At 54.1% G+C, this 14,431-nt stretch carries 13 protein-coding genes; 7 read left to right on the plus strand and 6 right to left on the minus strand.

Features of this window, described 5'->3' with window-relative positions:
• Positions 1-14: 14 nt before the first annotated feature.
• Positions 15-1,676 (minus strand): HTH-type transcriptional regulator SgrR, encoded by a 1,662-nt coding sequence (gene sgrR / locus F3J37_RS14525; protein WP_166934037.1) that lies wholly within the window; start codon positions 1,674-1,676, stop codon positions 15-17.
• Between the two features lie 253 nt (positions 1,677-1,929).
• Here sgrR and F3J37_RS14530 point away from each other — a divergent pair, with 253 nt between their 5' ends.
• Positions 1,930-3,111 carry an MFS transporter gene (locus F3J37_RS14530; protein ID WP_166934039.1) on the plus strand — a complete coding sequence of 394 codons (1,182 nt, stop codon included), beginning with the start codon at positions 1,930-1,932 and terminating at the stop codon, positions 3,109-3,111.
• 83 nt (positions 3,112-3,194) lie between these two features.
• Here F3J37_RS14530 and leuD read toward each other — a convergent pair whose 3' ends face one another.
• From leuD to leuL, 5 genes are all read right to left on the minus strand, one after another.
• Positions 3,195-3,800, minus strand: coding sequence for a 3-isopropylmalate dehydratase small subunit (gene leuD / locus F3J37_RS14535; protein WP_038649091.1), 606 nt, complete (start codon positions 3,798-3,800; stop codon positions 3,195-3,197).
• A gap of 3 nt (positions 3,801-3,803) precedes the next feature.
• Positions 3,804-5,210, minus strand: a complete 1,407-nt coding sequence (gene leuC / locus F3J37_RS14540) for a 3-isopropylmalate dehydratase large subunit (RefSeq protein WP_034826009.1) — start codon at positions 5,208-5,210, stop codon at positions 3,804-3,806.
• A 4-nt stretch (positions 5,211-5,214) separates the two neighbouring features.
• Positions 5,215-6,306 (minus strand): 3-isopropylmalate dehydrogenase, encoded by a 1,092-nt coding sequence (gene leuB, locus F3J37_RS14545; RefSeq protein WP_058960908.1) that lies wholly within the window; start codon positions 6,304-6,306, stop codon positions 5,215-5,217.
• Between the two features lie 2 nt (positions 6,307-6,308).
• Positions 6,309-7,871 (minus strand): 2-isopropylmalate synthase, encoded by a 1,563-nt coding sequence (gene leuA / locus F3J37_RS14550; protein WP_034826001.1) that lies wholly within the window; start codon positions 7,869-7,871, stop codon positions 6,309-6,311.
• A 98-nt stretch (positions 7,872-7,969) separates the two neighbouring features.
• On the minus strand, positions 7,970-8,053 hold the full coding sequence (gene leuL, locus F3J37_RS28495) for a leu operon leader peptide (protein ID WP_101749442.1): 84 nt from the start codon (positions 8,051-8,053) through the stop codon (positions 7,970-7,972).
• Between the two features lie 733 nt (positions 8,054-8,786).
• On the opposite strand from leuL, the gene ilvI reads away from it, so the two are divergent.
• The 6 genes from ilvI (at position 8,787) to ftsL (ending at position 14,427) form a co-directional block, all read left to right on the plus strand.
• Positions 8,787-10,511 (plus strand): acetolactate synthase 3 large subunit, encoded by a 1,725-nt coding sequence (gene ilvI / locus F3J37_RS14560; RefSeq protein WP_034825999.1) that lies wholly within the window; start codon positions 8,787-8,789, stop codon positions 10,509-10,511.
• Positions 10,512-10,513: 2 nt separating this feature from the next.
• A complete protein-coding gene (gene ilvN / locus F3J37_RS14565; RefSeq protein ID WP_034825997.1) occupies positions 10,514-11,005 on the plus strand; it encodes an acetolactate synthase small subunit in 492 nt (163 codons plus the stop codon).
• A 198-nt stretch (positions 11,006-11,203) separates the two neighbouring features.
• Entirely contained in the window at positions 11,204-12,214 is a 1,011-nt protein-coding gene (gene cra, locus F3J37_RS14570; RefSeq protein ID WP_166934041.1) for a catabolite repressor/activator, read from the plus strand.
• 493 nt (positions 12,215-12,707) lie between these two features.
• A complete protein-coding gene (mraZ, locus tag F3J37_RS14575; protein ID WP_034825993.1) occupies positions 12,708-13,166 on the plus strand; it encodes a division/cell wall cluster transcriptional repressor MraZ in 459 nt (152 codons plus the stop codon).
• Positions 13,167-13,168: 2 nt separating this feature from the next.
• The gene (rsmH, locus tag F3J37_RS14580) at positions 13,169-14,110 is read left to right on the plus strand and encodes a 16S rRNA (cytosine(1402)-N(4))-methyltransferase RsmH (RefSeq protein ID WP_034825988.1); all 942 of its coding nucleotides are present in this window, start codon (positions 13,169-13,171) and stop codon (positions 14,108-14,110) included.
• Entirely contained in the window at positions 14,107-14,427 is a 321-nt protein-coding gene (ftsL, locus tag F3J37_RS14585; RefSeq protein WP_034825986.1) for a cell division protein FtsL, read from the plus strand. Before rsmH ends, ftsL begins: the two co-directional genes overlap by 4 nt.
• Positions 14,428-14,431: the final 4 nt, after the last annotated feature.

A 14,431-nucleotide genomic window follows, 5' to 3' on the forward strand; every position in this document is an offset into this window, starting at 1 on the left:
ACAGCGCGAAAGTGTCACAGCTCCGGTGGTGCAAACCAGGCCGATTTAAAGTCAAACCAGCCGAGCGTGTTGAGCCGCACACCGCGCATACTGCGCTGGCCTTCCAGCAGTAACCAGTGATGGAAGAGCGGATGAACAAAGTCGCTGTTCACCAACTGCTTACTCCAATCGGCTAAGGATAAGTTTTTTTGCCGCCACTGCTCCGCATCGGCATGCCAGTTAATCGGGACGCAGTGGTGCATTAGCGGCAGCTCGTAGAGTTGGGCAAACAGCGCGTACTCCAGTGGAAGCGTGAAGTTCACACTGCCGAGCCAGATGTCACTCTCTCCTTCACCTTCGAACCACTCTTCGTAGCTCAGCTCGCGCGTGATCAGCTCAACGCCCTGTTCAGCCAGCAGCGGGCGCAGGGCGTTAGCAATCCCTTCATGCTCAACATGATGGCTGTACCAGCTGATGGTCAGTTGCGTGAGTCCATCGGGCTTTTCGGCTGGGGTGAGATCGCGGCGATGATGCCAGCGCGGTAAGAAACCGTATGCAGGGAACCAGTAGCGCTGATAGCCCACACCCGCATGGTTGAGCAGGGCAATCGGGTTAAGCAGATAGCTCACCCAGCGTCGAAAATGGGCATCCTTACCACGCTCTGAGCGCTGGTCGAACAGCAGGAAATAGCAACCTTCTTCCAGACGGCTCTCTTCGGATTTCTCATCGGCGGTTTCCCCCTGCAGCTTCACGCCGGCATACACCAGCTCGTCGCTGATTTCCGGCAGCACCCAAATCGACACGTCATCAATCAGCGCGCGATAGCCAAAATAGTCATCAAAGGCGGCGATTTTCAGCTGCGTCTGCTGGTTGCGTACCACGCTGTAAGGACCGGTGCCGATGGGTTGACGGGCAAAATGGCGCAACGTCGGCCATTCGCGCGGCAGGATCATCGCGCTGACGCTGGCCAGCAGCCAAGGCAACCAGCTATCGGGCTGCGTCAGATGAATATCCAGCGTCCAGGGCGCGGGAGAGTGCAGTTTGTCGATATGCGAGAATAGTGGCTGACTGCGTACGCGATCCAGCGAGGCGATAACGTCTTCCATCTCCAGTTCACGTCCGTGATGGAAACGAATTGCGGGACGTAAAAAGAAGCGCCAGTGGAGTGGGGAGGTTTGCTGCCAGTGATGGGCGATATCCGCTTCGATTTCCCCCTTTTCCTCATTTATCCGCGTCAGGCCGTTAAAGATTTGTCGCGCCAGATGGGTTTCCGAACGACGCAGCGGCGAGCCCGGCAGCAGATTGGGCAGCGGACGGTAATAGAGCACGCGCAGGATGTGCTTGCCCTGGCGGAAACTACGTCCGAGATGGGCCGCAATCATCTGCCGCACCTGATTCTTATCGCCGACCAGTTGCACCAACTGCTCTATGCGGTCCTGCTCCAGTAGATCCTCGGCGCGCTGCTGCTGCAGTGCTAAGCCGGTGTAATTGAAGCTCAGAGTCGAACGCTTACCGCGCCCGGCTTCTGCCTGCCAAATCAGCCAGCCCGCATCCTGCATGGCATTCAGCAGATTACGCATGTGGCGGCGCGAGCAGTGCAGTCGTTCAGCCAGATCGCTTAAGGTGGTTTCCTGATCCACACCCTGGCAGCTTTGCCACAGGCGGATGAACTGCTGTTGCAGTCGCGCAGAGGACATAAAAGGGGAACTCCTTCTCAGAATCGCTCAGTTTTTCCTGCCCCATATTAGAGGCATACTGCCAGGCAATGGAAGAGCGGGAGGCATTCAGCAATGAATGGCGCTCTGCCAGCGGTTCCGCCGACGTGGAGCCTTTTCTGAGTAGGGTGCATTTCACCGCCAGCAGCGTTTTCTCTGCTGGCTTTTTTCGTTTTGCTGTGAAATCTTCTACCCTCTTTGTCTTAGCCTCATTTCTCCGCAAAGGGATTTCTGCATGAAATCGCTGTTAACGCGCCAGCGTCGTATCAATCCGGTTTATCTCTCTTTTATGGCGGTGTCGTTTATGACCGGTGTCGCCGGTGCGTTGCAGGCACCCACGCTGAGTCTGTTTTTGACGCGCGAAGTGCAGGTGCGACCGTTTTGGGTCGGGCTATTTTTTACCATCAACGCGATTGCCGGGATTGTAATTAGCCTGCTGATGGCGAAACGTTCGGACAATCGCGGCGATCGTCGCAATCTGATCCTGTTTTGCTGCCTGATGGCGGTACTGAATGCGCTACTATTCGCCTTTAATCGTCATTACCTGACGTTGATCAGTGTGGGCGTGTTGCTGTCAGCGCTGGCCAGCGTGGCGATTCCGCAGATCTTTGCGCTGGCACGGGAATATGCCGATCGGTCGGCGCGTGAAGTGGTGATGTTCAGCTCGGTGATGCGTGCGCAACTGTCGCTGGCGTGGGTGATTGGCCCGCCGCTGTCGTTCGCCTTAGCGCTTAACTATGGCTTCGTGACGCTGTTCTGCGTGGCGGCGGCGATTTTCCTGCTCAGTATGCTGCTGATTTGGCGCACTCTGCCTTCAGTGCCGCGCGTGGCCGCGACGCCAGAGCAGGTGCTGACCCAGCTCAGTCCGTGGAAAGATAGCCAGGTGCGAATGCTGTTTATCGCCTCGGTGGTGATGTGGGCGTGCAACACCATGTATATCATCGATATGCCGCTGTATATCAGCTCCACATTGGGGTTGCCGGAAAAACTGGCGGGATTATTGATGGGGACGGCGGCAGGGTTGGAGATTCCTATCATGCTGCTGGCCGGACACTACGCGAAGCGCTTTGGTAAGCGCAAGTTGGTGCTGTTAGCGCTGGTGGCGGCGATTCTGTTCTATCTCGGACTGGTGTTATTCCAGTCGCGCACGGCATTGATGGTGTTGCAGCTGTTTAACGCGGCGTTTATTGGCATCGTCGCAGGGATTGGCATGCTGTGGTTCCAGGATTTGATGCCGGGACGCGCGGGCGCGGCGACCACCATGTTTACCACCTCGATCTCGACCGGTCTGATTATCGCGGGATTGATACAGGGCACGCTGAGCGAGCGCTTTGGCCATGAGTCGGTGTATTGGCTGGCATTAGCGATGGCGCTTGTGGCGTTGGGGCTGGCGTCGCGCGTGCGTGATGCCCAATAAATATAAAGTCGCCCGCAAAGGCGACTTTATAAACATCCAGTGCGTCTCTATTCGGTGCGCATTCAAACGCACCGAATAGGGCATTAACGCAGGAATGCTGGCTGAGTGGTCTCGTAGTTGGAGATGGACGCTTCGTGTTGCAGCGTCAAACCAATGCTGTCGAGACCGTTAATCATGCAGTGACGGCGGAAGCTGTCGATTTCAAAGCTGTAAGACTTATCACCCGCCGTGACGGTCTGCGCTTCCAGATCCACGGTAAAGGTCACACCCGGCTGCGCGGCCACCAGTTTGAACATCTCATCCACTTCTTCATCGCTCAACTTCACCGGCAGCAGCTGGTTGTTAAAGCTGTTGCCATAGAAAATATCCGCGAAGCTGGGTGCAATCACCACGTGGAAACCGAAATCGGTCAGGGCCCATGGGGCGTGCTCACGTGATGAGCCGCAGCCAAAGTTTTCACGCGCCAGCAAGATGCTGGTGCCTTTAAATTCCGGCTTGTTCAGCACGAAACCTGGGGTTGGCACGGTGCCCGCATCATCTTCGAAGCGCCAGTCGTGGAACAGGTGCGCGCCAAAACCGGTGCGCGTCACTTTCTGCAGGAACTGTTTTGGAATGATGGCATCGGTATCGACGTTCGCGGCATCCAGTGGCGCCACAATTCCGGTGTGTTGGGTAAATTTGTTCGCCATGGCTTAAGCTCCCTGAGTCAATTCACGAATGTCGGCAAAACGACCGGTTACTGCCGCCGCTGCAGCCATCGCCGGGCTCACTAAGTGAGTGCGACCGCCACGGCCCTGACGACCTTCAAAGTTACGGTTACTGGTGGAGGCACAACGCTCGCCTGGGTTCAGACGGTCATTGTTCATCGCCAGACACATGGAGCAACCCGGCAGACGCCATTCAAAACCGGCTTCGAGGAAAATCTTATCCAGACCTTCTGCTTCCGCCTGGGCTTTAACCGGACCTGAACCCGGTACTACCATGGCCACCACGCCCGGCGCGACTTTGCGGCCTTTGGCGATAGCAGCGGCAGCACGCAGGTCTTCAATACGTGAGTTGGTGCAGGAGCCGATAAAGACTTTGTCGATAGCGACTTCAGTCAGTTTGATACCCGGTTGCAAATCCATGTAAGCCAAAGCTTTCTCGGCAGAAGCACGCTCAACCGGATCGGCAAAGGATTGCGGGTTAGGGATCGCCTGATCCACCGCCATCACCTGGCCTGGGTTGGTGCCCCAGGTGACCTGCGGCGCGATATCGGCCGCGTTCAGGGTGACAATGGTGTCGAATTTGGCATCGCTGTCGGACTTCATCGTACGCCAGTAAGCGACGGCTTCATCCCACTGCTCGCCCTTCGGTGCGAACTGCTTGTCTTTCAGGTAAGCGAAAGTGGTGTCATCCGGCGCGACCAGGCCCGCTTTGGCACCCATCTCAATCGCCATGTTGCACAACGTCATACGGCCTTCCATGCTCAGCGCTTCAATCGCCGGGCCACAGAATTCCACCACGTGACCAGTACCGCCGGCGCTGCCGGTTTTACCAATAATCGCCAACACGATATCTTTCGCCGTAATGCCCGGCGCCGCTTCACCCAGCACTTCAATCTTCATGGTTTTGGCACGGCCCTGTTTAAGGGTCTGCGTGGCAAACACATGCTCAACTTCGGAGGTGCCGATACCGAATGCCAGCGAACCGAATGCGCCGTGGGTCGCGGTGTGGGAATCGCCGCAGACGATGGTCATGCCTGGCAGCGTCATCCCTTGTTCAGGCCCGATCACGTGCACGATTCCCTGGAACGGGTGATTCAGGTCATACAGCTGAATGCCGAACTCAGCACAGTTCTTGATCAGCTCTTGCATCTGAATACGCGCCATCTCACCCGACGCGTTAATGTCTTTGGTCTGGGTAGAAACGTTGTGGTCCATGGTGGCGAACGTCTTCGACGGCTGGCGCACTTTGCGGCCGTGCGCGCGCAGGCCATCGAAGGCCTGCGGTGACGTCACTTCATGGATCAGATGGCGATCGATGTACAGTAACGGGGTTTCGTTTGGTGCTTCGTGGACGACATGTGCATCAAATAACTTCTGGTATAAGCTTTTCATTTTATTATTTTTCCTCAGCGATGAAACCAGCAATGATGCTGCCCATTTCATCTGTGCTCACAGCTGGGCCGTTACCGGCTAAATCGCGGGTACGATGGCCCGCTTCCAGCGCACGGCTGACCGCACGCTCGATACTGTCTGCAGCTTCAGCGGCATTCAGGCTGAAGCGCAACAGCAGAGACAACGAGAGAATCTGAGCAATTGGGTTGGCAATGTTCTGACCGGCGATATCGGGCGCAGAACCGCCCGCAGGCTCATACAGGCCGAAACCTTCTTCATTCATGCTGGCAGAAGGCAGCATGCCCATGGAACCGGTGATCATCGCGCATTCGTCTGACAGGATGTCACCGAACAGGTTAGAACAGAGCAGCACGTCAAACTGTGATGGATCTTTAATCAACTGCATGGTGGCATTATCGATGTACATGTGGCTCAACTGCACATCCGGGTAATCTTTTGCCACTTCATTAACGATTTCACGCCACATCACTGAGGTCTGCAGCACGTTGGCTTTATCCACTGACGTCACTTTGTTACGACGCTTGCGTGCGGCTTCAAAGGCGTTGCGTGCAATACGCTCGATCTCGAAACGGTGATACACCTCGGTATCAAATGCACGCTCATGTGGACCGCTACCTTCGCGCCCTTTCGGCTGACCAAAGTAGATGCCGCCGGTTAATTCACGCACGCAGAGGATGTCGAAACCGCGTGCGGCGATGTCGCTGCGCAGTGGGCAAAACGCTTCCAGGCCTTTATATAAGGAAGCGGGGCGCAGGTTGCTGAACAACTTAAAGTGCTTACGCAGTGGCAACAGTGCACCACGCTCAGGCTGACCCGCTGGCGGCAGGTGTTCCCATTTTGGACCACCGACAGAGCCGAACAGAATCGCATTCGCTTGCTCTGCACCGGCAACGGTGGCAGGCGGCAGCGGTTCACCGTGACGATCGATGGCGATACCGCCAACATCATATTCGCTGGTGGTGATACGCATGTCGAAGCGCGCGCGAATTGCGTCGAGAACCTTGATAGCCTGCGCCATCACTTCCGGGCCGATTCCGTCGCCTGGCATTACCGCAATATGATAAGACTGAGTCATAGTTACACCGTTTCCTTCTGATCTTTAAATTTACGCTGCAATTCTTTTTCTACCTGTTTGGCGCGCCAGATGTTGTTCAGGGCGTTCACCATCGCTTTAGCAGAAGATTCGACGATATCGGTCGCCAGGCCAACGCCATGGAATTTACGACCGTTGTAATTCACCACGATATCAACCTGGCCCAGCGCGTTCTCGCCGTGGCCTTTCGCGGTCAACTTGTAGTTCACCAATTCTGCTTCAAAGCCGGTGATGCGGTTGATGGCCTGATATACGGCATCCACCGGGCCGTTACCGGTCGCGGCATCGGCTTTGGTCTCTTCGCCACAGCCCAACTGCACTGACGCGGTGGCAGTGACGCTGGAACCGGTCTGCACATTAAATTCGTTCAGCTGGAAATACTCTGGCTCTTCGTTCTGTTTGTTGATGAACGCCAGCGCTTCCAAATCGTAATCAAATACCTGGCCTTTCTTGTCGGCCAGCTTCAGGAAGGCATCGTACAGAGCATCGACGTTGTAGTCGGAATCTTTGTAGCCCATCTCTTCCATGCGATGTTTCACCGCAGCACGGCCAGAGCGTGAAGTCAGGTTCAACTGAATTTTGTGTAAGCCGATCGATTCTGGCGTCAGGATTTCGTAGTTTTCGCGGTTCTTCAACACGCCATCCTGGTGAATACCAGAGGAGTGAGCAAACGCACCCGTACCCACAATCGCTTTGTTGGCTGGAATCGGCATGTTGCAGATTTGGCTGATCAACTGGCTGGTGCGGTAGATTTCCTGATGATGGATATTGGTGTGCAGGTTCATGATCTGCTGACGGGTTTTAATCGCCATAATCACTTCTTCCAACGCACAGTTACCGGCACGTTCGCCCAGGCCATTGATGGTGCCTTCAACCTGACGCGCACCTGCTAACACCGCTGCTACGGCATTGCCGGTTGCCATGCCCAAATCATCATGGGTGTGAACAGACAAGATAGCTTTATCGATGTTCGGTACGCGTTCGCGCAACTGGCTGAAGATGTTGGCGTACTCGTGCGGCAAGGTGTAACCAACCGTATCCGGGATGTTGATGGTGGTCGCGCCGGCGTTGATCGCGGCTTCCACTACGCGGCACAGATCGTCGATAGGCGTACGGCCACCGTCTTCGCAAGAAAACTCAACGTCATCGGTATAGTTGCGGGCACGTTTAATAGAGGCTACCGCGCGGTCAATCACATCTGGCAAGGTACTGCGCAATTTGGTGGCGATATGCATTGGCGAAGTGGCGAGGAAAGTATGAATGCGGAATGCTTCAGCCACACGCAAAGCCTCGTAGGCGGCATCAATATCCTTATCCACGCAGCGAGCCAGGGCAGCAACGCGGCTGTTTTTCACCGAGCGCGCGATGGTTTGCACCGATTCGAAATCGCCTGGCGAAGAGATAGGGAAACCGACTTCCATTACATCCACGCCCATACGCTCCAGCGCCAGGGCGATCTGCAGTTTTTCTTTAACACTCAGGCTGGCCTGTAATGCCTGCTCGCCGTCGCGCAGAGTGGTATCGAAAATAATAACTTGCTGGCTCATGGTCATCTTCCTTTTGCTTTAACTCAACTTCGCCGGTGTAACGAGCATAAAAAAACCCGCGCATCGGCGCGGGTTCTTTAAACTTCTTCAGGTTCGAATCAGTGATTGATTCCACCCACAAGTCTACCGCGCAAACTGAATGCGTTTAGTAGTAGACCGAGTAGGCGGAAAGAATGGAACATGAATCAAACCTCGTAAATTTTGTGCTGCACATATTGATACTGGGATTGCTGTGGGAAGTCAACCCTAAGTGAAAGGGTATTTCTTTTGTCGGTTAAGGGCGATCTGCTGCGAATATCCCGCTACACAGAGCTTTGGCATTAATTAGCTGCATGCATAATGGCTTAAACAGCCTAAAAAATTTTTTATAAAAACGAATTAATTTTAAGTTATTGAATTTAATATGTTTAATCGGGGTTTTGGTACAATTATAAAAACAAGATTTGGCGGGTTGCTTAGCACAATGTCATGCAAGAAGCGGATTTTGAAGTTAATCACGCCAGAAAGTAATATTCAGGAAAAATTGTGGGCTAACCGGCCAGGCAATATGAAAATCATATTTCTTAGAACACGCTGCAAATAATCATGAAACCAGCATTTTCATCTGTGGTTGTGGGATGGCATTAGTTTAATCCTCGCGAGCGATTATCACGTGTCAGTGCCTTTTGTGCCGAAATAAGCCTGTCGCAGCCTCCTGTCGTTTGCAGGCCGGGTTTTCTGCGGTTATGGTAATCGACCTACTCTTAAAAGAATCAACTCAAGTAGATTCCCTGTACCTGGAAGGCAGAAATGAATTCTGTCATCTGAGCATAAACATAAGGTTTTGATCTTAACTGGCGAATACGGGGCTGGGTGTCAGTGGCGCAGGGGCAATGCGCGTCACGGGATCCGGTTCCTCAAGCCTGGAGGCAGAAAATGGAGATGTTGTCAGGAGCCGAAATGGTCGTCCGTTCGTTAATCGATCAGGGCGTTAAGCAGGTATTCGGCTATCCGGGCGGAGCAGTGCTCGACATTTACGATGCGCTGCAAACGGTCGGTGGAATTGACCACGTATTAGTGCGTCACGAGCAAGGCGCTGTGCATATGGCAGATGGTCTGGCACGCGCGACCGGCGAAGTCGGCGTGGTGCTGGTCACCTCAGGTCCAGGCGCCACCAATGCCATTACCGGTATTGCGACGGCCTATATGGATTCGATTCCGATGGTGATTCTGTCGGGTCAGGTGCCGTCTTCACTGATCGGCTACGATGCGTTCCAGGAGTGCGACATGGTCGGGATTTCCCGTCCGGTGGTCAAACACAGCTTCCTGGTGAAAAACGCCGAAGAGATCCCAACCGTGCTGAAAAAAGCCTTCTGGCTGGCAGCAAGCGGCCGCCCAGGCCCGGTGGTGATCGACCTGCCAAAAGACATTCTTAACCCAGCGAACAAACTGCCGTACGTCTATCCTGAGTCGGTCAGCATGCGCTCTTATAACCCGACGATTCAGGGGCATAAAGGACAGATTAAGCGTGCACTGCAAACGCTACTGGCCGCGCATAAGCCGGTGATTTATGCCGGTGGCGGTGCGATTATGTCCGGCTGTGAGGCGGAGCTGCTGCAGTTAGCTGAACAGCTGAATATTCCGGTCACCATGTCACTGATGGGCCTCGGCGTATTCCCTGGCACGCATCGCCAGAGTGTAGGCATGCTGGGTATGCACGGGACTTACGAAGCCAATATGACGATGCACAATGCCGATTTGATTTTCGGCATTGGTGTGCGCTTCGATGACCGTACTACCAACAACCTGGCGAAATATTGCCCGAACGCCACCATCATGCATATCGACGTCGATCCGACCTCGATTTCCAAAACCGTCAGCGCGGATATCCCGATTGTCGGTGATGCGAAGCAGACGCTGTCGCAGATGCTGGAACTGCTGGCGCAAAGCGATGCGAAGCAAGAGCTGGATAGCCTGCGCGACTGGTGGCAGACCATTGATGGCTGGCGTAGCCGTAAGTGCCTCGAGTTCGATCGCACCAGCGACAAGATCAAACCTCAGGCGGTGATCGAAACCATCTGGCGTCTGACCAAAGGCGATGCCTATGTCACCTCTGACGTCGGTCAACATCAGATGTTCGCCGCGCTCTATTATCAGTTCGATAAGCCGCGTCGCTGGATCAACTCCGGTGGCCTCGGCACCATGGGCTTCGGCTTACCGGCCGCGCTGGGCGTGAAAATGGCGCTGCCGGATGAAACCGTCATCTGCGTGACCGGTGATGGCAGTATTCAGATGAACATCCAGGAGCTGTCGACGGCACTGCAGTACGATTTACCGGTGCTGGTGCTGAACCTCAACAACGGTTTCCTCGGCATGGTGAAACAGTGGCAGGATATGATTTATTCCGGCCGCCACTCGCAATCCTATATGCAATCTCTGCCTGACTTTGTGCGTTTAGCCGAAGCCTACGGACACGTAGGTATTTCCATCGCGCATCCCGCTGAGCTGGAAGAGAAGCTGCAGCTGGCATTGGATACCCTGGCGAAAGGGCGTCTGGTGTTTGTTGATGTGAATATCGACGGCAGCGAGCACGTTTACCCGATGCAGATTCGCGGCGGTTCGATGGATGAGATGTGGCTGAGCAAAACGGAGAGGACTTAATTATGCGTCGTGTGTTATCGGTACTGCTGGAAAATGAATCCGGCGCATTGTCTCGCGTAGTGGGTTTGTTCTCGCAGCGCGGCTACAACATCGAAAGCCTGACCGTTGCGCCAACCGACGATCCAACACTGTCGCGCATGACCATTCAGACGGTCGGCGATGAAAAAGTGCTGGAGCAGATTGAGAAGCAATTGCACAAGCTGGTGGACGTGTTACGTGTCAGCGAGCTAGGGCAGGGTGCTTACGTTGAACGTGAAATCATGCTGGTGAAGATTCAGGCCAGCGGTTACGGTCGTGAAGAAGTGAAGCGCAGCGCGGAGATTTTCCGTGGTCAGATTATCGATGTGACGCCAACGCTGTACACGGTTCAGCTGGCAGGCACCAGCGATAAACTCGACGCCTTCCTCAACACGGTGCGCGATGTTGCTGAGATCGTTGAAGTGGCGCGATCAGGGATTGTGGGCGTGTCACGTGGCGATCGTGTGATGCGTTAATTCCGCAGAGTTATCATCCTGCTTCCAAGCTAACCCGGCGTAATGCCGGGTTTTTTTTATTTAATGCGCTTGTGAGTGCTGCCCGATAAAAGCGGTTGCTCAGCGTAGTGTTCTGCGGTTAGATGTTACAAATGTTTTACCCATAGCTACTCTGCGGACATTTGCCCAGCCCTGGCTTATCAGAATTAAGGTGTCATCGTGAAACTGGATGAAATTGCGCGCCTGGCGGGCGTGTCGCGCACCACGGCCAGCTACGTTATCAATGGCAAAGCGCGGCAGTATCGTGTCAGCGACAAAACCGTCGAAAAAGTGATGGCGGTGGTGCGTGAACATAATTATCACCCCAATGCTGTTGCGGCAGGCCTGCGCGCCGGACGTACGCGTTCAATTGGTCTGGTGATCCCGGATCTTGAGAACACCAGTTACACGCGCATTGCCAATTATCTGGAGCGCCAGGCACGTCAACGTGGCTATCAGCTGCTGATTGCCTGCTCGGAAGATCAGCCTGACAATGAAATGCGCTGTATTGAACATCTGCTGCAGCGCCAGGTGGATGCGATCATTGTTTCGACCTCGCTGCCGCCAGAACACCCGTTTTATCAGCGCTGGATCAACGATCCGCTGCCGATTATCGCGCTGGACCGTGCGCTGGATCGTGAACACTTCACCAGTGTGGTTGGCGCCGATCAGGACGATGCGCATGCGCTGGCGGCTGAATTGCGTCAGCTTCCGGTGAAAAATGTGCTGTTCCTTGGGGCCTTGCCTGAGCTTTCAGTCAGTTTCCTGCGTGAAATGGGCTTCCGCGATGCGTGGAAAGACGATGAACGCACGGTGGATTACCTCTACTGCAACAGCTTTGATCGCACTGCGGCTGCCACACTGTTCGAGAAATACCTCGAAGATCATCCGATGCCAGATGCGTTGTTTACCACCTCATTCGGTCTGCTTCAGGGCGTGATGGATGTTACCCTTAAGCGGGATGGTCGCCTGCCCACTGACCTGGCTATCGCCACCTTTGGCGACCACGAATTACTGGACTTTTTAGAGTGTCCGGTACTGGCGGTGGGGCAGCGTCATCGCGATGTCGCCGAACGTGTGCTGGAATTAGTTTTGGCCTCGCTGGATGAACCGCGCAAACCGAAGCCGGGATTAACCCGTATTCGCCGCAATTTATTCCGCCGTGGTCAATTAAGCCGACGTACGAAATGAAATCGCGGGCAGATGGCTGCCCGCACTTATTAATCATTCAGATATTTTTCTGCCATAGGACTGGGGTAAAAAAGCGTAAATAGTCACCACTTTCCCTAACGAATTAACTGCGCTGAATTTTCTTATTTGTTTACATCTTCAGCAGTGACGCGTAGCAGAGCTGGCGCGATGGTGCTGGGCTTCCTTTCAGAAATCCCCTAAAATGCAGCCGCTGTCGCATATCCCGGGATAATTATCTTTTGCGATTAAAACGCTTTATTTTTCGCCATTTTTCAAATCGTGAAAATTTTTATTCCATTATTCATCAGGTTAATTTTTTATTTTGCCATTCATTCCCCTAAATTCCCCTCCACTAAATAATTCTCACCCTTGTAAAGAGTGATATTCACTTGTCGTTGCGGCTTGACAAGGATTTCATAGGCTCCGTAAACTCGTTTCGTGGTAAAAAGTGGGATAAAGTGGTGAAAACGGGTGATTGGGGGGGAGGACTGACATGTTCCGAGGAGCAACGTTAGTCAATCTCGACGGCAAAGGCCGATTGGCGGTACCAACGCGCTATCGTGAATTGCTTGTCGCGGAGTCTCAGGGGCAAATGGTGTGCACCATTGACCTCCACCAGCCATGTCTGTTGCTTTATACCCTGCCCGAATGGGAAATCATCGAGAAAAAACTGGCGCGCTTATCCAGCATGAATCCGATTGAGCGTCGCGTGCAGCGACTGCTGTTAGGACATGCCAGTGAATGCCAGATGGATAATGCAGGTCGTTTGTTGCTGGCGAATACGCTACGACAACATGCGAGCCTGACCAAAGAAGTGATGCTGGTTGGACAGTTCAATAAGTTTGAGCTGTGGGATGAACAGACCTGGTATCAACAAGTTAAGGACGATATTGACGCAGAACAGTCGGCTCAGGAGCCTTTATCTGAGCGGTTGCAGGACTTGTCGCTATAGCTATGCAGGATAATTTTAAACACACCACAGTGCTGCTGGATGAGGCGGTTAACGGCCTCAATATCAGGGAAGACGGCATTTACATTGACGGCACTTTTGGGCGCGGCGGTCACTCACGTCTGATCCTTTCGCAACTGGGCGAGAAGGGGCAGTTACTGGCGATCGATCGCGATCCGCAAGCCATAGCCGCTGCAGCTGAAATTCAGGATCCACGTTTTTCGATCGTGCACGGACCTTTTTCGGCGCTGGCAGAGTATGTCGAAGCGCGTGGTCTCACCGGCAAGATCGATGGCGTATTGCTCGATCTTGGCGTGTCATCACCGCAGTTGGATGACGCAGAGCGCGGTTTCTCGTTTATGCGTGATGGGCCACTGGATATGCGTATGGACCCGACACGGGGCCAGTCTGCAGCAGAGTGGCTGATGAATGCCGAGGAAGCCGATATCGCCTTCGTCATCAAGACCTACGGTGAAGAGAAATTTGGCAAACGTATCGCACGCGCCATCGTCGAGCGTAATCGTGAACAGCCAATGACGCGCACCAAAGAGTTAGCCACCGTGATCGCTGCTGCGATGCCGGTGAAGGACAAGTTTAAACATCCGGCCACGCGCACCTTCCAGGCGATTCGTATCTGGATCAACAGCGAGCTGGAAGAGATCGATACCGCGCTGAAAGGGGCGATGTCGGTGCTGGCGCCAGGCGGTCGGTTATCGGTTATCAGCTTCCACTCGCTGGAAGACCGTTTGGTGAAGCGTTTTATGCGCGATCAGAGCCGAGGCCCGCAAGTTCCAGCGGGTATCCCAATGACCGAAAGCCAGCTTAAAGCGCTAGGTGGACGTGAATTGAAAACCTTAGGCAAGCTGATTCCGGGTGAAGCGGAAGTCAACGAGAACCCACGCGCGCGCAGTTCGGTACTGCGTATTGCTGAGAGGACCGCGACATGATTGGCAACGAGCGACACAGCCTGCCCGGCGTCATCGGCGGTGACCTGCTGCGATTCGGCAAGATCCCGGTGTTGCTGCTGATTGCAGTACTTGTGTCCTCGGTGTTGGTGGTGACCACCACGCACAAAACGCGCCTGTTAACGGCGCAGCGCGAACAGTTGGTGTTAGAACGTGATGCGCTCGATATCGAGTGGCGTAACCTGATTTTGGAAGAGAATGCGCTCGGCGATCATAGCCGGGTTGAGCGAATAGCAACCGATAAGCTGCAGATGCAGCATGTTGATCCTTCTCAGGAAAATATCGTGGTGCAGAGATAAATAA

It is taken from the genome of Candidatus Pantoea communis (assembly GCF_011752685.1).
In the GTDB taxonomy this organism is placed as follows: domain Bacteria; phylum Pseudomonadota; class Gammaproteobacteria; order Enterobacterales; family Enterobacteriaceae; genus Pantoea; species Pantoea communis.